The 21720-nt window shown below is 72.7% G+C and carries 19 protein-coding genes; 6 read left to right on the plus strand and 13 right to left on the minus strand.

Going from position 1 to position 21720, the window contains the following annotated elements:
- Positions 1 to 14: 14 nt before the first annotated feature.
- Positions 15 to 1385 (minus strand): GGDEF domain-containing protein, encoded by a 1371-nt coding sequence (locus AB0J67_RS06115; protein WP_363476788.1) that lies wholly within the window; start codon positions 1383 to 1385, stop codon positions 15 to 17.
- A gap of 434 nt (positions 1386 to 1819) precedes the next feature.
- Here AB0J67_RS06115 and AB0J67_RS06120 point away from each other — a divergent pair, with 434 nt between their 5' ends.
- Positions 1820 to 2824, plus strand: a complete 1005-nt coding sequence (locus AB0J67_RS06120) for a nitroreductase (RefSeq protein WP_363476790.1) — start codon at positions 1820 to 1822, stop codon at positions 2822 to 2824.
- A 40-nt stretch (positions 2825 to 2864) separates the two neighbouring features.
- Here the strand turns inward: AB0J67_RS06120 and AB0J67_RS06125 are convergent, their stop codons facing one another.
- A complete protein-coding gene (locus AB0J67_RS06125) occupies positions 2865 to 3590 on the minus strand; it encodes a hypothetical protein (protein ID WP_363476792.1) in 726 nt (241 codons plus the stop codon).
- Positions 3591 to 3762: 172 nt separating this feature from the next.
- Here AB0J67_RS06125 and AB0J67_RS06130 point away from each other — a divergent pair, with 172 nt between their 5' ends.
- Positions 3763 to 5367 carry an ABC-F family ATP-binding cassette domain-containing protein gene (locus tag AB0J67_RS06130; protein ID WP_363476794.1) on the plus strand — a complete coding sequence of 535 codons (1605 nt, stop codon included), beginning with the start codon at positions 3763 to 3765 and terminating at the stop codon, positions 5365 to 5367.
- A gap of 25 nt (positions 5368 to 5392) precedes the next feature.
- On the opposite strand, the gene AB0J67_RS06135 is transcribed toward AB0J67_RS06130, so the two are convergent.
- Positions 5393 to 6352 (minus strand): YafY family protein, encoded by a 960-nt coding sequence (locus tag AB0J67_RS06135; protein WP_363476795.1) that lies wholly within the window; start codon positions 6350 to 6352, stop codon positions 5393 to 5395.
- A 63-nt stretch (positions 6353 to 6415) separates the two neighbouring features.
- Here AB0J67_RS06135 and AB0J67_RS06140 point away from each other — a divergent pair, with 63 nt between their 5' ends.
- From AB0J67_RS06140 to AB0J67_RS06155, 4 genes are all read left to right on the plus strand, one after another.
- Positions 6416 to 7897, plus strand: coding sequence for an MFS transporter (locus AB0J67_RS06140; protein WP_363476797.1), 1482 nt, complete (start codon positions 6416 to 6418; stop codon positions 7895 to 7897).
- A 212-nt stretch (positions 7898 to 8109) separates the two neighbouring features.
- Positions 8110 to 8973 carry a hypothetical protein gene (locus AB0J67_RS06145; RefSeq protein WP_363476799.1) on the plus strand — a complete coding sequence of 288 codons (864 nt, stop codon included), beginning with the start codon at positions 8110 to 8112 and terminating at the stop codon, positions 8971 to 8973.
- Between the two features lie 350 nt (positions 8974 to 9323).
- Entirely contained in the window at positions 9324 to 10139 is an 816-nt protein-coding gene (locus tag AB0J67_RS06150) for a hypothetical protein (RefSeq protein WP_363476801.1), read from the plus strand.
- A 250-nt stretch (positions 10140 to 10389) separates the two neighbouring features.
- Positions 10390 to 11244, plus strand: coding sequence for an oxidoreductase (locus AB0J67_RS06155; protein ID WP_363476803.1), 855 nt, complete (start codon positions 10390 to 10392; stop codon positions 11242 to 11244).
- Positions 11245 to 11355: 111 nt separating this feature from the next.
- On the opposite strand, the gene AB0J67_RS06160 is transcribed toward AB0J67_RS06155, so the two are convergent.
- From AB0J67_RS06160 to AB0J67_RS06205, 10 genes are all read right to left on the minus strand, one after another.
- Positions 11356 to 11805 carry a PaaI family thioesterase gene (locus AB0J67_RS06160; protein WP_363476804.1) on the minus strand — a complete coding sequence of 150 codons (450 nt, stop codon included), beginning with the start codon at positions 11803 to 11805 and terminating at the stop codon, positions 11356 to 11358.
- 29 nt (positions 11806 to 11834) lie between these two features.
- Entirely contained in the window at positions 11835 to 13550 is a 1716-nt protein-coding gene (locus tag AB0J67_RS06165; RefSeq protein ID WP_363476806.1) for a fatty acyl-AMP ligase, read from the minus strand.
- The gene (locus tag AB0J67_RS06170; RefSeq protein ID WP_363476808.1) at positions 13525 to 14271 is read right to left on the minus strand and encodes an alpha/beta fold hydrolase; all 747 of its coding nucleotides are present in this window, start codon (positions 14269 to 14271) and stop codon (positions 13525 to 13527) included. Before AB0J67_RS06170 ends, AB0J67_RS06165 begins: the two co-directional genes overlap by 26 nt.
- The gene (locus tag AB0J67_RS06175; protein ID WP_363476810.1) at positions 14268 to 15503 is read right to left on the minus strand and encodes a cytochrome P450; all 1236 of its coding nucleotides are present in this window, start codon (positions 15501 to 15503) and stop codon (positions 14268 to 14270) included. The genes AB0J67_RS06170 and AB0J67_RS06175 overlap by 4 nt, the downstream gene beginning before the upstream one ends.
- The gene (locus AB0J67_RS06180; protein ID WP_363476812.1) at positions 15500 to 16399 is read right to left on the minus strand and encodes a class I SAM-dependent methyltransferase; all 900 of its coding nucleotides are present in this window, start codon (positions 16397 to 16399) and stop codon (positions 15500 to 15502) included. Before AB0J67_RS06180 ends, AB0J67_RS06175 begins: the two co-directional genes overlap by 4 nt.
- Positions 16400 to 16401: 2 nt before the next feature.
- The gene (locus tag AB0J67_RS06185; protein WP_363476814.1) at positions 16402 to 16683 is read right to left on the minus strand and encodes an acyl carrier protein; all 282 of its coding nucleotides are present in this window, start codon (positions 16681 to 16683) and stop codon (positions 16402 to 16404) included.
- Positions 16684 to 16694: 11 nt separating this feature from the next.
- The gene (locus AB0J67_RS06190; RefSeq protein ID WP_363476816.1) at positions 16695 to 17699 is read right to left on the minus strand and encodes an acyl-CoA desaturase; all 1005 of its coding nucleotides are present in this window, start codon (positions 17697 to 17699) and stop codon (positions 16695 to 16697) included.
- A gap of 360 nt (positions 17700 to 18059) precedes the next feature.
- On the minus strand, positions 18060 to 18680 hold the full coding sequence (locus AB0J67_RS06195) for an L-threonylcarbamoyladenylate synthase (protein ID WP_363476818.1): 621 nt from the start codon (positions 18678 to 18680) through the stop codon (positions 18060 to 18062).
- 57 nt (positions 18681 to 18737) lie between these two features.
- On the minus strand, positions 18738 to 19805 hold the full coding sequence (locus tag AB0J67_RS06200) for an LLM class flavin-dependent oxidoreductase (protein WP_363476820.1): 1068 nt from the start codon (positions 19803 to 19805) through the stop codon (positions 18738 to 18740).
- 170 nt (positions 19806 to 19975) lie between these two features.
- A complete protein-coding gene (locus AB0J67_RS06205; RefSeq protein WP_363476822.1) occupies positions 19976 to 21538 on the minus strand; it encodes a phospholipid carrier-dependent glycosyltransferase in 1563 nt (520 codons plus the stop codon).
- Positions 21539 to 21720: the final 182 nt, after the last annotated feature.

The following is a 21720-nucleotide window of genomic DNA, read 5'->3' on the forward strand; positions in this document are numbered from 1 at the left end:
GTCTTACCCGCGGATCAGCGCGTTGACACCTCACCCGGGGGCGGGCCGGGCGACGGATGCCCGGCCGGCGGGACGTGCACGCGGTCGCGTCCGGCCCGCTTCGCGGCGTACAGCGCGTGGTCGGCGCGCTCGGCCAGCTCCCCCGCCGACTGGCCGTGCTCGGGATAGCAGACGACCCCGAAGCTCGCCGTCACGGTCAGCCGGTGCTCCTGGTAGACGGTCTCCGAGCGGGCGATCACCGCGCGCAGCCGTTCGGCGATCACCACGGCCGCGTCCCGGCCCGCGTCGGGCAGCACGACGCCGAACTCCTCGCCGCCCAGCCGCGCGGCGACGTCGTCGGCTCGCAGCTCCCGCTGCAGCAGCTCCCCCACCTGGCGCAGCACCGCGTCACCGGCCAGATGGCCGTACCGGTCGTTGATCGACTTGAAGTGGTCGAGGTCCAGGATGATCAGCGAGAACGGCGTGCCACGGCGCTCCGCGCGGGTGATGCCGCGGGCCAGGCTCGTGCGGAACAGGCGGCGGTTGTGCAGCCCGGTCAGCGGGTCGGTCGTCGCCAGGTCGGTCAGCACCGCCTTGCGCTCGGCGATGCGGGCCGCCATCGCGTTGAACGCCTCGGCCAGCTCGCGTATCTCGCCCCGGGACGACACCTGCGCGCGTGCCTCGTAGTCGCCCTCGGCGTAGCGGTGCGCGACCTGAGTCAGCCGGCGCAGGTCGTGCACCAGGCCCCGCGACAGCAGGTAGCCCAGGGCGAGCGCCACCGCCATGGCTGCCAGCGCCGCCGTGAGGGTCGCCCGCCGGGCCTTCGCGCCCGCGTCGACCAGGTCGCCGGCGAGCACGCTGTAGTCCATCAGCACGGCGCCCACGATGCCCTCGCCCTCGGTGCGGATCGGCACGACGACGATCTTCATCGCCGAGGACGCGCCGTCCCGGTCGATGAGGCGCGGCAGCCCGTCGCGGATGGTGGCCGCCACCTGGCCGCCCGCGTCGGCGCCCAGCAGCGTCGCGCGGCCCTCGGGCAGCGTGTCGGCCAGCACGTTGCGCCGCAGGTCGACGACCTCGACGTCGCCCTGCACCTGGCGCCGCAGGTCGTCGAGGTAGCCCTGCAGCTGCGCCCGGTCCAGCGGCTGCTCTCCCGACAGCCCGCTGCCGATGTCGTACGCGATCAGCTGCGCCAGGCGCCGCGCCTCGGACTGCGCCTCCCGCGCCCCGGCCAGGCGCTGCTCCCGCTCGGCCACCAGACCCAGCAGCGGGAGGAGCGCGGCGAGCGCGATGATCATGATGGCCAGCCGGGGACCCACGCGGGCGAGCCGCTCCCGAGCGGGCAGCGGCCGCGATCCCGGCGGCCGCGACGGCCGCGTGAAGTAGCGCCTGAGGTCCATCGTCATCGAGGAGCGGAGTCCGTGCTCCCCCGCCTTCCTGGCACCGGGGACGGGTGCCGCCGCTCGCGGGACTGCGCCGATCTGCGCATACGGCAACCATAGCGGTACTGTCGGTGATCGGCCGCCCGCCAGCGGCCGCCCCTCCGGACGGCAGCACCAACCACACGGCGATAGATGAAGCGTCACCGACCCGTCCGTTTGGGCTGTTGATGCCCGCCCGGGTTCGGCAAGGCCCTGTCGTCCGGTTAAGGGGCCGGGGGCGCTCTGCCCGGTGGGCCGAGGCCGCCCGGATGACCTGCCGGTTCCTCGCGCGCCCGCCCGCATCCCGCAGGTTGATCTCTCGGTTAGGAGGTCGAAAGTCCCGGTCGCGGCGAGCACTTCGCTCCTGGCGGCCGGACGGCGCAGGGCGTGCACTGGACCGGACACCCACGGAGGCACCGATGACGACATCCCACGGCGCGGCCGACCCGGCGCCGGCCGCAGCGTACGCGCAGGCCGCGGAGGCCGCCGGGCGTGCGCCCTCGATCCACAACACCCAGCCGTGGCACTGGGAAGTGCACCCCGACCGCCTCGACCTGCGGGCCGACAGCTCCCGTGCGCTGCCCGGCACCGACCCCGACGGCCGGATGCTGACGGTCAGCTGCGGTGCCGCCCTGCACCACGCCGAGATCGCGCTGCGGGCCGCCGGCCATGCCGTCGACGTGCGCACGCTGCCCGACCCCGCCGATCCGGACCTGCTCGCCACGCTGACCGTCACCGGCGACGTCCCGGTGACGCCCGAGGCGATGCGGCTGGTGCAGGCGGCGGAGCTGCGCCACACCGACCGCCGGCCCACCGTCGACATCGCGGTGACCCCCGCGCAGGTGGAGGAGCTGCGCCAGGTCGCCGACGCGTACGGCGTGCACCTGCACCGTCTCAACCCGGACCAGGTCACCGACCTCGTCGTCGCGGTGTCCCACGCCGAGGACGCCGCCGCGGCCGAACCCGCCTGGCAGGCCGAGACCGCCCGCTGGACCGGCCCCGACCGCCCGGCCGGCGCGGGCCTGCCGCCGGAGGTCATCCCCGACCGGCGGCCCGAGACCGACGTCGGCGAGCGCGACTTCGGCACCCGCGGCACGCTCGAGGTCGGCGGCGGCCACGACAAGGCGTCCACCTATGTCGTGCTGTTCGGCGGCGACGACGACCGGGCCGCCTGGCTGCGCGCCGGGCAGGCGCTGTCCGCGGTGTGGCTGCACGCGACCGTGCAGGGGCTCGCGGTCCTGCCGTACAGCCAGGTCGTCGAGATCGACGGCACCCGCGCCATGATGCGCCGGATCCTGTCCCAGCTCGGCCACGCGTACGTCGTGCTGCGGCTGGGCGTGGCCGACCCCGAGCACGCGCTGCCGGGCCGCACTCCGCGGCTGCCGTTCGAGCAGACGACCACGGTCGACGACCTCGGCGCCTGACGCCCGCGCACCGGTGCGCGGCCTGCCTGCACCGCGCTAGTCAGGGCATCGGGCCGTACACCGCGTGCCAGGCGGTGGACATCGCCACCCCGGCGGCACCGTCCGACAGGTCCGGTGCGCCGTACGCCATCGCCGCCTCCAGCAGGGCGGAGAACGCCGCACGCCACGGCTCGGCCACCACGTCCTCGCCGTCGCCGTCGACCACCCACGCGCCGGGTCGGCCGCGCAGCCGGGCGCTGTCGCCCACCACGCGGTGCAGCAGCGCGAACCCGGAGCCGACCGGCGACGACGCGCCGCTCACCCGCGGGCCGTCCAGCCAGCGCCGCCACGCGGCACGGTAGGCCTGCTCGGCGTTGCGATGCCGGGCCTGGGCGAGCCGGTGCGCGGTCTGCTCGTCGAGGGCGCACCCGGCGTCCAGGACACGGGCCACCGCGGCACCGTACGGCCCGAACAGCAGTGCCGGGGACAGCTCCTCCAGCACGTCGACGCAGGCGGCGCGGGTGAACCCCGCGATGGGCAGCAACTCCGCCACGGCGTCGGCAAGGACGGCGCGCTCCCGCTCCGTCGCCGGTGGGACCTCCGCCACCCGGAACAGGCGCACCGGCCACCGGGTGACCAGCATCTGATCGAGGGAGCGGTGCACCAGCAGCCACGGCGGGCGCGGCGCGGGCAACGTCACCCGGCCCCCGGCCACCGCCCGCGGGTGCTCGGGATCCGTGTGGTCGACGTACAGGTAACCGGGCACCATCCGCTCCTCGCTCGACATTCCCGACGACCCTAGGACGCGGCGCGGGCCCGGTGTGAATCCCGTATTCCGTTTGCAGGTCGCGGGCGGTCGGGCGTACCTTGGTCGGCGATGTGAGCCACTGACACCTTCCCGCGCCCGCGCCCGAGGCACTGCCCGGCGGGCGGTCGAAGCTACCCGTCGGTGGTGTCCCATGTATCAGTCCCCCCTGCTCGCCCATGACCTCGTCCGCACGCACGGCGAACGCCGCGTGCTCGACGGCGTGTCCCTCACCGCCGCGCCCGGCCGCCGCATCGGCCTGATCGGCGAGAACGGCGCCGGCAAGTCGACGCTGCTGCGGCTGCTCGCCGGTGCCGACGAACCCGACTCCGGCACCGTCACCCGGCCCGCCGACCTCGGCTTCCTGCACCAGGAGATGCCGTACGACAGCACGTCGACGCTCGCCGACGTGCTCGACGACGCGCTCCGCGAGGCCCGCCATGACCTCGCCGAACTCGACCGGCTCACCCGCGCGATCGCCGACGCCGACCCGGACTCCCCCGGCTACCACGACCTGCTCGCCGCGTACGGCGAGCGCCTCGACCGCGCGCAGGAGCACGAGGCCTGGGACGCCGACCGGCGGGCCGACCTGGTCCTGACCGGGCTCGGCCTCGGCGAGGTGCCGCGCGGGCGCACCCTGGGCTCGCTGTCCGGCGGGCAGCGCGGGCGGCTCGCGCTCGCCGCGCTGCTGGTGCGGCGACCCGCCGCGCTGCTGCTCGACGAGCCCACCAACCACCTCGACGACGCCGCCGCGTCATTCCTGGAGGAGCAGCTGCGCGGTATGCCCGGCGTCGTCGTGGTGGCCAGCCACGACCGCGCGTTCCTCGACGCCGTCTGCACCGACCTGGTCGACCTCGACCCGGCGGTGGACGGTCCGATCCGATTCGGCGGCAACTACACGGCGTACCTCGCCGAGCAGCGCGCCGAACGGGAGCGCTGGCAGCGGCGCTTCGAGGAGGAGCAGGAGGAGCTGGCCGAGCTGCGCCGCGCCGTCTCGGTCACCGCGCACCAGGTCGCGCCGGGCCGCGCCCGCCGCGACAACGAGAAGATGAACTACGGCCACACCAGCGGCCGGGTGCAGAACCAGATCTCGCGCCGGGTACGCCACGCCTCACGCCGCCTCGACGAGCTCGAACGCGACCAGGTCCGCCGGCCGCCGCAGCCGCTGCGCTTCCGGGCCCCGCTGGCCGCCGACGCGGCCGACGGCACGCTGCTGTCGCTGCGTGACGTCCGGGTGCCCGGACGGCTTTCCCTCGACCGGCTCGACGTGTCCGCCACCGACCGGATCCTGGTCACCGGCGCGAACGGCGCGGGCAAGTCCACGCTGCTCGCGGTCCTCGCCGGACGGCTGGACACGACCGGCGAGGTGCGGCGGCGCCGCGGTCTGACGGTCGGGCTGCTGGCCCAGGATACGGTGTTCGACCGGCCGGACCGGACGGTGCGCGACACCTACGAGCTGGCGCTCGGTCCCGAACGGGCCGAGACCGTGCCGCTGGGCTCGCTCGGCCTGCTCGCCCCGCGCGATCTCGGCACGCCCGTCGGGGACCTGTCGGTCGGGCAGCGCCGCCGGCTCGCCCTGGCGCTGCTGGTGGCGAACCCACCCGAGCTGCTGCTGCTCGACGAGCCGACCAACCACCTGTCGCCCCGGCTCGCCGACGAGCTGGAGGACGCGCTGGGCACCGGCCCCGGCGCGATCGTGGTCGCCAGCCACGACCGCTGGCTGCGCTCCCGCTGGCCGGGCCGCGAGCTGCGGCTCTGATCCCGGAACCGCCGAACCGGGGAGATCAGCCCGCCGCGCGCCGGTAGCGGTCGGCGAGGCGATGCAGCGCGGCGGACAGCTCCGGGGCGTCCTGGACGGTGAAGTCGGCGTCGAGCAGGCCGATCCACATCGCCAGGCTCTCCGGGGTGTCCGAGCCGGTGGTGACCGCGCACGTCTGCTCGTCGATCACCTCCACCGAGCCGGCGGTCGCGGGCAACCGCTCGGCGATGACCTCGGCGGGCGCGTGCACGACGATCCGCGCCCGGTAGTGCCACATCGCGGTGGACACCCCGCGGGAGACGTACGTCGCCAGGTCCTCCGCGGGCAGCGGGCGCGGGGCGAACCGTGGCCCGCCCGGCGTGCGCGGCTCGATCCGGTCGACGCGGAACGTGCGCCAGTCGCCGCGCTGCACGTCGTAGGCGACCAGGTACCACTTGCGACCCCAGTTGACCAGCCGGTACGGCTCGGCCTCGCGGCGGGTCGCGGTGCCGTCGTGGGCGCGGTAGTCGAACCGCACGCGCTCGTGGTCGCGGCACGCGGCCGCCAGGGCCGTCAGCACCTGCGGATCGACCTCCGGTCCGCGCCGCCGCGCCGGCACGGCCACGGTGTACGTCTGCAGCGCGTTCACCCGGCGGCGCAGCCGCACCGGCAGCACCTGCTCCACCTTGGCCAGTGCCCGCAGCGAGGTGTCCTCCACCCCGGCGATCGAACCGGCGGCGGCCGAGCGCAGCCCCACCGCGACCGCCACGGCCTCCTCGTCGTCGAGCAGCAGCGGCGGCAGGTTCGCGCCCGCGCCGAGGCGGTAGCCGCCGATCGCCCCGCGCGTGGCGTGCACGGGGTAGCCGAGGTTGCGCAGCCGGTCGACGTCGTTGCGCACGGTGCGGGTGCTCACCGCCAGCCGGTCGGCGAGTTCGGTGCCCGACCACTCGCGCGGGGTCTGCAGCAGGGACAGCAGTTTCAGCAGGCGGGCCGAGGTCTCCAACATGCCGTCGATTCTGCCAGGGCATTAGGAACGTACTGTTCCTAATGCCCTGGCAGGGTCATCGGCATGGAGAACATCAGCAACGGCCGCCGCTGGCTCGGCCTCATGGCGATCCTCGCCGCGACCCTCATGAACCTGCTCGACTCGACGGTGGTCAACGTCGCCGGCCCCGCGATCCTCGCCGACCTGGACGGCACGTACGTCGACCTGCAGTGGATCGCCGCCGGCTACACCCTCGCGCTGACCGTGGGGCTGCTCGTCGGCGGGCGGCTGGGCGACATGTTCGGCCGCCGCCGGGTCCTGCTCGTCGGCGTCGTCGGCTTCCTGGCCGCCTCGGCGCTGTGCGCGGCGGCCTGGTCGCCCGAGTCGCTCATCGTGGCGCGGGTGGTGCAGGGCCTGTTCGGCGCCGTCATGATCCCGCAGGGCTTCGGCCTGATCCGGGACCTGTTCGGCCCCGCCGACTTCGGCAAGGCGTTCGGGGTGTTCGGCCCGGCGATCGGCCTGTCCACGATCCTCGGCCCGGTCGTGTCCGGCATCCTCGTCGACGCCGACCTGTTCGGCACCGGCTGGCGCATGGTGTTCGCCATCAACCTGCCGCTCGGTGCGTTCGCGCTGATCGCGGGCCTGCGTACGCTTCCCGCGGGGCTCGGCGCGGTCCGCGCCCGGCGGCTGGACACGACCGGCGCGGTGCTCGCCGCCGTGGGCGTGTTCCTGCTGGTGTTCCCGCTGATGCAGGGCCGCGAGCTGGGCTGGCCCGCCTGGACCTGGGCCATGCTGGCCGCGTCGGTGGTGGTGCTCGGGCTGTTCACCGTCCACCAGCGGCGCCGCAGCAGCACCGGGCGCACGCCGCTGGTCGAGCTGAGCGTGTTCAGCAAGCGCTCGTACACCTCGGGTGCGCTGTTCGTGCTGGTGTTCTTCGGCGCCATCGTCGGCTTCTCGCTCGCGGTCGGGCTGTTCCTGCAGCTGGGCCTGGGGCACAGCCCAGTGAAGGCCAGCGTGAGCATGTCCGCGTGGGCGATCGGCGCGTTCCTCGGCTCCGGCTTCAGCGCCGGTGCCATGGCCAAACTGGGCCGCCGCATCCTGCACCTCGGCCTGGCCCTGATGACCGCCGGGCTGGTCCTGCTCTACGCCATGTTCACCCAGCACGGTCTGGGCATCGGCGGCTGGTCGCTGGCGCTGCCGCTGCTGGTGTACGGCCTCGGCATGGGCATGATCTTCGTGCCGCTGTTCGACGTGATCATGGGCGAGATCGCCGACCACGAGGTCGGCTCGGCCTCGGGGATCCTGGAGTCGATCCAGCAGCTGGGTGCCTCGCTCGGGGTCGCCGCGCTGGGCACGGTGTTCTTCGCGGCGGCCGGCGTGAGCGGCCAGGCGGCCGGGTTCCTGGTGGCCTCCGAGCGCGTGACGCTGGTGACGATCGCGCTGACCGCGGTCGCGTTCGGACTGGCGTTCCTGCTGCCGCGCCACGCCCGCAGGCACGAGCCCGCCGCGCCGGAGCAGCAGGTGCCGGTCACCCCGGCCCCCGAGCGGGAGCCCGCACTGGTCTGACCGCGATGCCACGCGGGGCGGGTCGACGACCCGCCCCGCGTCCGGCTGTACCGGCCCGGAGTGGTCGCCTCAGGGGCGCCGGAAGGTCCCGCCGCAACCCGCATTTGGCCGGAACGTTCCTGAGTAGTAACTTGGCGCGGACAATCTTCTGGCTGGACCGACGCACACGGCGGGTTGGCAACACCGCGGCGTCAGGCATGGAGGCCGCACCAATGACTTCGTACACCGTCACCATCACGCCCGACGACCCGTCGCTCGCCGTCACCACCATCCGCCTCGACCTCGACAACGGCGCGGCCTCGGTACGCGAACTGCGCCTGCAGCCCGGCACCGGCGGCGGCCTGCTCCCCGGCGAGCTGCCCGTGCTCAACCTGAACCAGCTGGTGCAGGCCGTGATCGCCGCGACCACGGCCCCGGCGACCGCCGCGCCCGCTGCAGCGGCCGCCAAGGTGGCTCCGCAGGCCCCGGCACCGGCGGCCGAGCCCGTCGCGGCCGCGCGGTCGGGCCGCACGCGGAGGCGGCCGTTCGCGACGCCTGCACCCGGCGAGCTGGACATGCAGGCGCCCGCGGCGGAACCCGTCGCGGCGGCGAGCCCGTCCCCACGCAAGCGCGCCAAGGCGGCGGCCGCCGACGCGCCCGGCAAGAGCGCCACCGCCGGCAGGCGGCCGGCCAAGGCACCGGCCGCCGACGCGCTGCCGGACACGCCCGGCACCGGCAAGCGGAACGGATCGGCGCAGGCCGGCCGGGCTAAGGCCGACGCCGCGCTGGCCGCTGCGACGAAGGCCGGCACCGCGAAGGCCGCTGCGGCGAAGGCGTCACCGCGCAAGGCGATCCGCGCGGACGAGGCACCGGCGCAGGCCACCCCGCGCACTAAGGCGGCGGACCCGGCCCCGGCCGACGCGAACGGTGCCGCGTCAGGCCCGAGCCGGACCTACCGCAAGCTGCCCGACGACTTCGCGCAGGTGATGCGGCAGGCCGGCAGCAGCGCCAGCGTCATCGCCGACCACTACGGCGTGCCCCGGCACACCGCGTACGGCTGGATCCGCACCGCGGGCCGCAAGACCACCGCTGCCTGACCGTCACCGGGCCGGAGGTGGCCGCCCACCTCCGGCCCGGCGGCGCAAGCGGATAACCGGGGGCCGATGCGCGAATGTCGGCTCGACGACAGCGCCCGCAGCCCGCCCGCGCGTCGAATGGTATTAGTGCACAGAAGAACCGTGACACGCTTCACGCCCCTTCGACGATGCCCCTGTCCAGCAGCGATGCTGTACGACATCCGTCATTCGACGGCGCTCCCGGGCTTCGCGAATAATCGCGCGCAATCAATGCCGCACGCCTTCCAGAATCCCGTTCATGCGCCACCGCGGCGCTCCCGAATGGGCGACAGTGAAGGACCACGAAAGTGCGGAACACCCTGAGGCGCTTGGTGACCACGGCGACCGCCGTCGTCGCGGCGCTCGCGCTCAACCTGACCCCGGCGGCGGCCGACCCACAGGTCGACTCTGTCCAGGGCAGCCGGCTCGCGTCGGCCGCGACCGAGCTGATCACCAACCTCGACGGCATCGGCTGGCCGGCCGAGCGCGCCTACAACTCGTACGGCACGCCGAGCCGGATCACGTTCGGCACGCCGGGCCAGCCGACCACGTACCGCAACGTCAGCCAGTGCGCCACGTTCGTCCGCCGGCTGATGAGCCACCGCTTCAGCTGGGCGACCGGTGACTGGTTCACCGCGGAGTTCGGCGACGACTTCCCCGACAGCGCCGAGTTCCACGACGCCTTCGCCGCCGACATCGCCCGCACCGACGACATCCCCGACGTCCGCGGGTTCCGGCTGCACGTCTTCCCGTACTTCAACCTGGAGGCCGGGGACATCATGGCCATCAGGTACGACGACGACACGTCGTCCGGCAGCGGGCACATGGCGATCATCGGCACCGGCAGCCACCTGGTGGACGACAGCAACCCGGCGCACCGCGAGTGGGCGATCCGGGTCATGGACAGCTCGTCGTCCCCGCACGGCGACCCGGCCGCCGGCCACCCGTTCCCCGACACCCGGTTCTACCTCGACCCGCAGTCGGGCACCTGGACCGAGGCCGACGGGGCCGGCATGGGCTGGATGTTCATCCGCACCAGCCGTGCCGACGGCGCGATCATCGCGCACCGCTGGAGCTCCGACGAGTCCACCTGGCACAGCATGGCGGACCGCCCGATCAACTTCGGCCGGATCGACCTCTACGCCTGACATCGACTCCACAGGCGCAACGCGTCACGGCTTACTCGTCTGGGGAGGTGGACACATCCCCAGACGAGTAAGGGCTCGGGACAACCGGCCGTGCTGCGGCTCCTGCCGTCACCCGGATCACGGGGTGCGGCGGACACCGGCGAGGTTTATGCCGACCCGCTCCCGGGAGAGACGCGACCCTGGAATTATGAACACCGCCGACTGATGTCCATTACGCAACTTTTATACCTTCCTAAGTTGGTGGATGACTATGAGGACCTGGTTCATCACCGGTGGGACGCCGGGAGGGTTCGGCTTGGCATACGCCGAGGCCGCACTCGACAGCGGCGACCGCGTGGTGCTGACCGCACGGCGGACCGAGCAACTGCGGGAATGGGAGAGCCTCCAGGAGGGACGGGCACTGGTGCTGCCCCTGGACGTCACCGACGACGAGCAGGTCCGGCAGGCGGTGCGGGCCGCCGAGGAGCACTTCGGCGGCATCGACGTGCTCGTCAACAACGCGGGCCGCGGCTGGTACGGGTCGATCGAGGGCATGGCCGACGACGCGGTGCGCCGGCAGTTCGAGGTGAACTTCTTCGCGGTGCTCGCGGTCATCCGGGCCGTGCTGCCCGGCATGCGCGCCAGGGGCAGCGGCTGGATCGTCAACATGTCCTCGGTCGCCGGTCTGGTCGGCGTGACCGGCTTCGGCCACTACAGCGCCACCAAGTTCGCGCTCGAAGCCGTGACCGAGGTCCTCCGCACCGAGGTGGAGCCGCTGGGCATCCGGGTCATGGCGGTCGAGCCGGGAGCGTTCCGCACCCGCGCGTACGCCGGCTTCGCGGACGAGCCCGTCACCGAGACCATCACCGACTACCGGCCGTTGCTGGACCGCGTGCGGGCCGCGATGGTCGACCAGGACGGCAGGCAGCCTGGGGACCCACACCGCGGTGCCCGCGCCGTCATCGCCGCCATGGCCCAGGAGCAGCCGCCGCATCGGCTCGTGCTCGGCGGTGCCGGGTTCGACGCCGTCGTCGGCGCGCTCAACCGGACCCTGGCCGACATCCGCGCGTCCGAGCCGCTCTCCCGCGGCGCCGACTTCGACAGCGGCGACGCCGGTCCGCAGTGAGCGATCGCCACGGCTTGCTCGTCTGGGAAGAGCTCGATCCCCAGACGAGCAAGCGGGTGCATGGGAGCGCCGAGACCTCAGCTCGCAGGCTCGCGACGCGTACCGCCGGGCTCACTCCTGCGCGGGCCGGGAAGGCTTGCCCACCGGCATGATCGTGGCGAGCATCGTCGCGACGTGGCGTTCCTTGTCGTCCTTGACCGCGTACACGTCGGCGGCGGCGATCACCAGCCGGGACGACGCCTTGATCACCCGGCCGCGCCCGATCAGCCGGTCGCCGATGGCCGGGGCGAGCAGGTGCAGCTTGTACTCGGAGGTCACCACGTCGCCGACCACCGACGCCGCGGCCCAGGCGCACGCGTTGTCGGCCACGCACCCCACCACCGCGCCGTGCGCGAACCCGTGGTGCTGGGTCAGCTCCGGGCGGATCGGCACCGTCAGCTCGGCGATGCCCTTGCCGCACTCCAGGATCTCGGCACCGAGCAGCGAGTTGAACGGCGACGCCTTGATGACCTCGCGCATGATCTCCAGCGTGGCGACGGGGCGGTTGTCGATCGGTTCCATCAGTCCTCCGGGCAGGGGTGAGAGGTGGGTCAGACCATCGAGGACGCGCGCGGCGTCCAGAGTTCGAAGTCGGCGTCCAGGTAACGCCGCCGGGCCGCGGCACGCATGATCTTGCCGCTGCTGGTCTTCTGCAGCTGGACGGGCTTGGTCAGGACCAGATCGCCGAGCGAGATCTCGTGCTCGCGCGTCACCGCGGCACGGATCGACGAAGCTACATCCATCCGGTCAGCTTCCCACAGCTGCTCCCGCTTGATCTCCTGGACCACGACGAGCCGCTCCCCGTCCGGGCCGGGGACCGAGAACGCCGCGCACCCGCCCTCCTGCAGCGCGGCGTGCGCCGTCTGGACCGTGTACTCGATGTCCTGCGGGTAGAGGTTCCTGCCCCGGACGATGATCATGTCCTTGAGCCGGCCGACGATGTACAGCTCGCCGTCGCGCAGGAACCCCAGATCGCCGGTACGCAGATACGCACGCTCGTCCCCCGCGAGCCGCGCCTGGAACGTGGCGGCGGTCGCCTCGGCGTTGCGCCAGTAGCCCTTGGTGACGTTGCCCCCGCTGACCCAGATCTCGCCGATCTCGTCGTCGGCGCACCGCCGGCCGGTCTCCGGGTCGACGATCCGGACCTGCTGCCCGGGCGCGACCGCACCGGACCCGACGAGGGTCTGGCTGCGGCCCGCCGTGCCCGGGACGAAGCGGCGCCGGCCGAGCGCGTCCACATCGGCCTCCCGCACCCGCGCACCTCGGCCCAGACCGGCGCCGCTGACCATCAGCGTGGCCTCGGCGAGCCCGTAGCAGGGAAAGTGCGCCTCGGCGCGGAAACCCACCGGGGCGAACGTCTCGGCGAACCGCTGCAGCGTGTCGTGCCGGATCGGCTCCGCCCCGTTGAAAGCGATCCTCCAGCTGCCGAGGTCGACCTCGGGCACGCCCTGCTTGGCGGCCCGCGCCACGCACGCCTCGTACGCGAAGTTCGGGCCGCCGCTGGTGTGGGCGCGGTAGCGGGACACGGCGGTCAGCCAGCGTAGCGGCCACCGGATGAACACCAGCGGCGACATCAGGACGCTCGTCGAGCCGACGTAGAGCGGGTTGAGGACGTTCCCGATGAGGCCCTGGTCGTGGTAGAGCGGGGCCCAGCCGACGACGGTGGCGTGCTCGTCGTGGCTGAAGGCAGCCGTCATCATCTCCTGGTTGGCGATCAGGTTGCCGTGGGTGACCATGACGCCCTTCGGCGCCGACGTCGAGCCGGAGGTGTACTGCAGGAACGCGACGGCGTCGGCGTCGCACGGCTGCGGCGCGAAGCCGGGGCCGGGCGCGGCATCCACCCGGTCCACGTCCAGCCAGGACGCCGTCGCGGCGAGCGTCGCCAGGTTGCGGCGCGCGGACTCGGCCAGGGCGCTGACCGTGAGCACGACCGCGGGCCGGGAGTCGTCGATGATGCTGAGCGTGGCGTCCTGCACGCGGGTCTTGCGCGGCCGGTTCACCGGCACGGCGATCACCCCGGCGAGCAGGCAGCCGAAGTACCCCACGATGAAGTCGAGCCCGGGCGGGAACAGCAGCAGCGCCCGGTCGCCCGGCGCGCACAGCGCGGTCAGGCGCTCGGCCACGGCCAGGGCCCGCCGATGCAGCTCGGCGTAGGTGAGGACGGCCTCCTCGGCCTCGTCCTCGTTGAGGAAGACGTACGCGCGCCGGTCCGGGGTGAGGGCGGCGCGGGTGGCCAGGATGTCAGGAAGCAAGGGTTTCGACGGCACGCGCCTGGACTCCTTCGACGATCGTTCCGGCTATCGCCGCCCGGTGACGCTGGTGGAAGAAGTGGTCACCGGGGAAGGTGTGGACGCGGAAGGCCGCCGCGGTGTGCTCGCGCCAGGCGCGGACCTCGTCGGCGTCGACCACCGGGTCCTCGGTGCCCACGAAAGCGTCGATCGGGCAGCGCAGCGCCGGGCCCGGCCGGTACGCGTACTCCTCGGTCAGCCGCAGGTCGGCCTTGATGAGCGGCACGGCGTAGCGCAGGAAGGCCGCGCTGCCGGTGCCGCTGCCGAGGGTGCCGCCCATCGTCTCCAGCGCCGCCGCGAACTCGTCGTCGGGCAGGTGGTGGATCGGGCGGCGGCGCGCGGGCAGCTGCGGCGCGCGGCGGCCGGACAGGAACAGGTGCACCGGTGGCGTCCCGGCGGCGGTGAGGCTGCGGGCCAGCTCGAACGCGATGAGCGCGCCCATGCTGTGGCCGTACAGCGCCACCGGCCGGTCGAGCTGCCGGACCTGCTCCATCAGGCCGTCCACCGCCTGGCCCGCGTCACGCGGCGCGGGCAGCGCCGCGAGGTCCTCCCGGCCGGGCAGCTGCACCCGCACCGGCAGCACCGTGGGCGGGAACAGGCCGAGCCAGCGGTTGAACGACCCCGCTCCGCCACCGGCGTGCGGCAGGCACAGCAGCGCCACGGCCGCGTCCGACGGCTCGTAGCGCAGCCATCGGCTCACCGGGCTCCCCGCACCACGACCGGCAGCCGCTGCAGGCCGCGCACGATGAAGCTGTGGTCCTGCCATTCCAGCTCGTCGCCGGCCAGCTCCAGCCGCTCCGCCCGGCGGTAGAGCGTCTCGAACACCACGCCCGCCTGCAGCTCGGCCAGCAGGCCGCCGAGGCAGCCGTGCATGCCGTGGCCGAAGGCGAGGTGCCCCCGGGCGTCGCGGGTGATGTCGAACTCGTCGGGCCTGGCGAACACCTCGGGGTCGCGGTTGGCCGCGCCCATGCACAGCAGCACCTGGTCGCCGGTGCGGATCTGCTGGCCGCCGACCTCGACGTCGCGGGTGGCCAGGCGCTTGGTCTGCTGCAGCGGGCAGTCGTAGCGCAGTGCCTCGTCGACCATCCTGGGCACCAGCTCCGGCTCCCGGCGCAGGCGCTCGTCCTGCTCCGGGTGCTGCAGCAGGGCGAGCAGGGCGTTGCCGATGAGCGACTTGGTGGTCTCGTTGCCCGCGACGAAGCACATGATGCAGACGAAGGCCAGCTCCTCGTCGGTGAGCCGGTCGCCGCTGGTGGTCCGCACGGCGAGCAGCTGGCTGATCAGGTCGTCGCCCGGCTCGGCACGGCGAGACGCGAGCACTTCGTCCAGGGCGCGGACGAACGTCGCGACGACCTCGCAGACGTACGCGAAGTCCTCGCCCTTCATCAGGCCGGGTTCGAGCAGGAACCGGATGTCGTGCGTCCACTGCCCGACACGCTCGCGCAGGCTGTCGGGCAGCGCCATCCAGTCGCACATGACGTTGACCGGCAGCTGCGCGGCCAGGTCGGCGACGGCGTCCATGCCGCCGCCGGCCCAGGCGCGGTCGAGCAGCTCCTCGGCGCGCTCGGCGATCCGGGGGCGCAGCGTCGCGACGGCGGGCGCGGTGAACACCCGGTTCACGATGCCGCGCAGCCGGGCGTGGTCGGGGTTGTCGGTGAAGACCAGCGACTTCTCGCCCAGCCGTTCGAGCTGGCCGACGTCGTCGTGGCCGTAGCGGGCCGCGTGCTGGCGCACCAGCTGCGGGATGAGCCCCGCCCCGAAGGTGCGGTCGCGCAGCACCTGCTTGACGTCGGCGTGCCGGGTCAGCACCCACATGCCCATGGTGCGGTGCACGGGTTTGGTCTCGCGCAGGTGCCGGTAGGCGGTGTACGGGTCGCGCCGGAAGTCGGCGCTGAACGGGTTGAACCTGACCTGGGGCGTCTGCACGGTCATGCGGCGACTCCCCGCGCCCCGAACCGCCTGTCGCTGTAAGGCCGGAAGACGAGCCGGAGCAGGCACAGCTTGCCCATCCGGAAGCCGAGCGCGGAAAGTTTCAGGTAGCGCGCGTACCGGGCGACGGTCTCCGGCCCGACCAGGTCGGTCGCCTCGTCCCGGTGGGCCCGCAGCCGGCGCCCCCACTCCTCCAGGGTGCGCGCGTAGTCGAGCCTCCCGTTGCCCACCGACTCGATCTCGAACACGCCCTCGGCCGCCTGCGCGATCTCGGCGAACGTCGGCAGGTCCGCGTTGGGGAAGATCTCCTGCTGGATGAACGTGCTGGCGTCCGACGGCGACATGTCGGCGTACGCGATGGTCTGCAGGGACAGCGCGCCGTCGTCGTGGAGCCAGTCGCGGCAGCGGGCGAAGAACTCGCGGTAGATCCGGATCTTCTGCGCCGCCGTCTCGTCGGGCCGCGCGAAGTGCTCGAACGCCCCGATGGAGATGATGCCGTCGAAGCGCTCGGCCGGCTGGTGGTGCATCCAGTTCTCGATGCGCACCTCGACTCCGGGGTAGTCGCGGGAGCGGACGTACTCGGCCTGCTCCTCACTGAGGGTCAGGCCGACGGACCGGGCGACGCCGTGCGTGGTCGACAGCCGTTCGAGGATCGCTCCCCAGCCGCAGCCGACGTCGAGCACGCTGCCGGCACGGTGGGCGCGCACGGCGTCCAGGTGGTGGCGCAGCTTGCGTTCCTGCGCCTGCTCCAGCGTGTCGTCGGGGCCGGCCCAGAGCGCGCAGGAGTAGCTGAGCGAGCTGTCCAGCCAGAGGCGGTAGAAGTCGTTGCCGACGTCGTAGTGGTGGCGGATGGCCGCCGCCGCCTCGTCCGCGCGCTGCGCCTCGGTCGTCACCACCACCGCTACACCCCGCGTTGCCGCTGGATCGCGGTGTGCAGGTACGCCGTCACCGCGTTGAGGGTCGGGTTCTCGAACAGCGCCTCCGGCGGCAGGTCGACGCCGAACTTCTCCTCGATGTCGATCAGCAGCGAGACCGCGAGCGCCGAGTCGAGACCGAGCCGGTCGAAGTCGGCGGCCGGGTCGACGTCCGCGACGGGGATCTCGAGCAGGGTCGCGACGGCCTGCCGGCACCAGTCGGTGATCTCGTCCTGGGTCAGGTTGGCGATGTCGCCGGTTGTCGTCATCGGAGGCTTCCTTAGGCTGCGGGGTTGGCGGAGACGGCGTTGCGGGTGAGGCGTTTGGCTGCCCTGCGCTCCTCGGCGGGCAGCTTGAGGTCGGACGCGAGGCCGGCGAGCGCGAGCATCCTGATGACCCAGTAGCCGGGGTCGAGGCGATACCAGTCCAGCCCGAAGGAGGGCGACTCGGGGAACGCGTGGTGGTTGTTGTGCCACGACTCGCCGAGGGTGAGCAGCGCGAAGACCCCGCCGTTGCGGCTGTTCTCCCGGGACTCGTAGGCCTTGGTGCCGAACATGTGCAGGAAGGAGTTGATCGCCCAAACGATGTGCTCCAGGATGAAGATCCGCGCGAGGCCGCCCCAGAGCAGCCCGCTGACCGCCCCGGTCCAGCTCCAGCTGACCAGGCCGCCGACGACGCCCGGCAGCACGAGTCCGAGCACGACCCAGTAGTAGTACAGGCGGGCGACGCGGATCAGCGGCTTGTTCTTCAGCAGGTCCGGCGCGTAGTGCACGATGTTCGGGTACTCATGGCGGCGCATCCACAGGAAGTGGGAGTGCACCAGCCCGGTGAGCCGGCCCTTGACGCCGCCGCCGGACAGGTTCGGCGAGTGCGGGTCCCCCTCGCGGTCGCTGCACTCGTGGTGCCTGCGGTGCAGCGCGACCCAGGAGACCATGCCGCCCTGGCCGGCCATCGAGCCGAGGATCGCCAGCGTCGCGGCGACCCAGGGCGCCGCCTTGAAGGTGCGGTGCGTGAACAGGCGGTGGTAGCCGACCGTCACCCCGATCCCGGTCAGCAGCCACATCCCGAACAGCAGCGCGAGCTCCAGGACGCCGAACGGATGGACCCACAGAAACGCGATGGCGGCCGCCATTCCGAAGAACGGAAGGACGTCGAAGAGGAGGAAGTGACGCCGTTGCAGGCGATGGATATAGGGATTGCTGATTGCTTTCTTGCGGTGGTCGGCCTCGCTCTCCACCACGAAGTCGGAATTGTGGGCAGCGAACGCCGAGCTCTCCTGCGCCATCTCGATCCCCCATCCTGAGGCAGCATCAAATATCGAGATATTTAAGTTCAACAGGGAGCAACTGTAGGCGAGCGGCTCAAGGTCCGCAAGGCCGAATGCCCTGACCCGAGGGCAAATTCGGCGTTAACAACATCTCACTCACGCAGCACGCGATAGATATTGGCTGATGCCGTGCATGATCGTCCCGCTCGGCCACCGCGCGACCCCGGTCCACTTCGGACAGTACGGTAAAGAAGCCGACAAGGCGCGACGGAAATGCTTGCCGCAAACGGCAATCAGCGATGAGACGACGGATCGGCACCGTCACCTCATCGCTGATTGCGGGTCGTTACATGCGCATGTGCTTATGCGCGCCCGCGTCTATTCGAAGCGGGCGGGATCACCGGCGCCCACGCGCAGGATCTCGGGCTCGCCCTCGGACAGGTCGACGACGGTGGTGGGCTCGGTGCCGCACTCCCCCGAGTCGATGACCGCGTCCACGAGGTGGTCCAGGCGCTCCTTGATCTCCCAGCCCTGGGTCATCGGCTCCTCGTCGCCGGGCAGCAGCAGCGTGCTGGAGACCAGCGGCTCGCCGAGCTCGGCCAGCAGCGCCTGCGCGACGGGATGCTCCGGGATGCGTACGCCCACGGTGTGCTTCTTCGGGTGCAGCATGCGCCGCGGCACCTCACGCAGCGCCGGCAGGATGAACGTGTACGGCCCCGGCGTGGACGCCTTGACCAGCCGGAAGACCGAGTTGTCGACCTTGACGAACTGGCCCAGCTGCGCGAAGTCGCGGCAGACCAGGGTGAAGTGGTGCCGCTCGTCCAGCTTGCGGATGTCGCGGATGCGGTCGAGCCCCGCCTTGTCGCCCAGCTTGCAGCCGAAGGCGAAGCAGGAGTCGGTGGGGTAGGCGATCAGCCCGCCCTCCCGCACGATGTCCACGACCTGGCGGATCGTGCGGGACTGCGGGTTTTCCGGATGCACGTCGAAGTACCTGGCCACACGCCGAGAGTAGTACGCAGCATCGTGCCGCCGGGCGAACCCCGCCCGACCCGCCGGTCAGGTGCGCACCAGCGGCAGCACGTGCTCGCCGACCCGCCGCGCCTCCTCCAGGTGCGGCCAGGCCGACAGGATGAACTCGTCCACGCCCAGCGCCGCGTACTCGCCGAGCCGCTCGGCGACCTCGGCGTAGCTGCCGACCAGCGCGGTGCCCGCGCCCTCGCGCACCAGGCCCACCCCCGCCCACAGGTTCGGCGCGACGACCAGGCCGTCCGCGCGGCCGCCGTGCAGCGCCGCCATGCGCGCCTGCCCGACCGACTCCATCCTGGCGAACCGCTGCTGCGCGGCGGCGATGCGCGCCGGGTCCATGCCCGCCAGCAGCCGGTCCGCCTCCGCCCACGCCTCCTGCGCGGTGGGCCGGGCGATCACGTGGATGCGCAGGCCCAGGCGCAGCGTACGGCCGTGCTCGGCGGCCAGCGCGCGCATCCGGGCGACCCGCTCGCCGATCGCCGCGGGCGGCTCGCCCCACATCAGGTACACATCGGACAGCCGCGCGGCCACCTGCTCCGCGGCGGCGGACGCGCCACCGAGGTAGATCGGCGGCGCCGGGTCCAGCGCCTGCCCGAGCCCGCCCGCCTCGACCCGGTAGTGGCTGCCCTGGTGGTCGAACTTCTCCCCGGCCCAGCAGCGCCGGATGACCTCCAGGCAGTCGGCCGTGCGGGCGTAGCGCTCGCCGTGGTCCAGGAAGTCGCCGTACGCGCGCTGCTCGCCCCCGTCGCCGCCGGTCACCGCGTTCAGCGCGAGCCGCCCGCCGGACATCGCCTGGAACGCCTCGGCCTGCTGGGCGATGAGCGTGGGCAGGGCGAAGCCGGTGCGGAACGCGACCAGCAGCTTCAGCCGCTCGGTGTGCTGCGCGACCGCCGCGCACACGATCCACGGGTCGGGGCAGGCCGCGCCGACCGGCGTGAGCGCGGCGGTGAACCCGGACTGCTCGGCCGCCCGGCCCACCTCGGCCAGGTAACCGATGGACGCCGCCCGGGAGTGCCGGGCCGCGCCCGCGGCGACCGTGGCCGAACCCACCTCGGTGCCGTCGCCGGACGTCGGCAGGAACCAGTGGAACTGCGTCATCGGTCGCCTCCTGACTCGCCCCGGTAGGTATTCCTATATTCCCGACCGGACCGCTAGCTTATGCGGCCCCGGAGCTTCGGCGATCGGCCACCCCTGGGCGGCCGCATCGCCGCCCAGGGGTGGCCCGGGCCGGCTCCATCGACTACACGACCCGAAGGTGGCCGCCCGCCTCACATCCAGCGGTCGCCGAGCAGCAGGCGCCTACCCCAGTCGTCGTACGGGATCGACTCGCCCGCGTACAGCGGGTGGAAGTAAGCGAACGCGACGACGACCAGCAGCACGTACGCCCCGGCCACGATCGCGCCGGTGAACTGCCGGTTGGCGTCCGGCGGCCGGCCCGGCGGGCTGGTCATGATCGCGCCGAGCACGTACACCACCGCCAGGATGAGGAACGGCAGGGCGGGCAGGGCGTAGAAGGCGAACATGGTGCGCTCGGGGTAGAAGAACCACGGGATCAGCGCCGCGCCGGCCATGGCCAGGACCGCGGCCGCACGCCAGTCCCGGCGGGCGATGCCGAACCAGATCGCGGCGCCCAGCGCGGGCAGGAAGCTCCACCACAGGATCGGCGTGCCCAGCATCAGCACGTCGGCCATGCACCGCTCGGCGCCGCACCCCGGGGCCTCGCTGCGGTAGAACAGCACCGGCCGCCCGAGCAGCAGCCACTGGATCGGCGCCCACTCGCCCGCCGACTGGTAGGTGTGCGGGTTGGTGGCCGTGGTGATCGCCTGGTGCGAGCCGTACGCCTGCTCGTGGTAGTTCCACAGGTTGCGCAGCGCGCCCCAGAAGGCGGGCTCCTCCTGGCCGCTGTCGCGCAGCCAGTGCCGACCCCAGCCGCCGTCGGTCGACAGCCAGCCGCTCCAGCTGGTCAGGTACACACCCAGCATGAACGGCAGCCCGCTCAGCAGCCATCCGGTCTCGTCGAGCAGCGTGTCGCGGATCGGGCGGCGCACCCCGACGCCGCGCCGGGCGCCGATCTCCCACCACAGGATCAGCAGCACGAACACGGGCACGAACGCCAGCGCCGACCACTTCACCGCAAGCGCGCAGCCCAGCAGCACGGCGGTGGCCAGCCGCCACCACGGCACGGCGTGCGGCGGGCGGGCGGCCCGGCCCCGCACGGCGGGGTCCCCGCCGTCCTCCACGAACCGCAGCCACCTGGCGCGACGCTGGTCGCGGTCGCGCAGCAGCGCGCCGAAGGCGGCCAGCACGAAGAACATCAGGAAGACGTCGAGCAGCGCCGAGCGCGAGAGCACGAAGTGCATGCCGTCGAACGCCAGCAGCAGGCCCGCGGCGCAGCCCAGCACCATCGAGCCGAACAGCCGCATGGCGATCCGGGTGAGCAGCAGCACCGACAGCGTGCCGAACACGGCGGTGGCCAGTCGCCAGCCCGCCTCGTTATAGCCGAGGACCTGCTCCCCGAGCCCGATGAGCCACTTGCCGAGCGGCGGGTGCACCACGTACCCGGCGGTGTTGTCCTTCTCGTTCCACTCGAAGCCCTTCTCCCAGAGCCAGTGGGCGTCGGTGGCGTAGTAGGTCTCGTCGAAGATCTTGCCCGGGGGATGGGCCAGGTTGTTCAGCCGCAGCAGGCCCGCCAGCAGGGTGACCAGCAGCGCCGCCGGCCAGGCGTACGGATCCAGCACCGGCGGCGACAGTCGGCGTCGCAGCACGTCGGGCACGGGGGTCGCGACGCTGGTCGCCTGGCGGGGCCGCGGCACGTGGACCGTTTGGGTCATGGCCGCATGGTAGGCGGTCGTGATCGCGTTGCCGAGTGCCCGCCCGGCGGTCCGCGGGACGACGGACTCGCGTCGGCGTCGTGATGGGACAGAGAACGGTTACTGGATAAGTCTTGTATCACTGCGGACACGTGCTCTATGTTCTGTGCACTCATCGGGGGGAACCGTTTACGAAAGATCGA

Source organism: Catellatospora sp. NPDC049609, from assembly GCF_040675365.1.
Taxonomy (GTDB): Bacteria; Actinomycetota; Actinomycetes; order Mycobacteriales; family Micromonosporaceae; genus Catellatospora.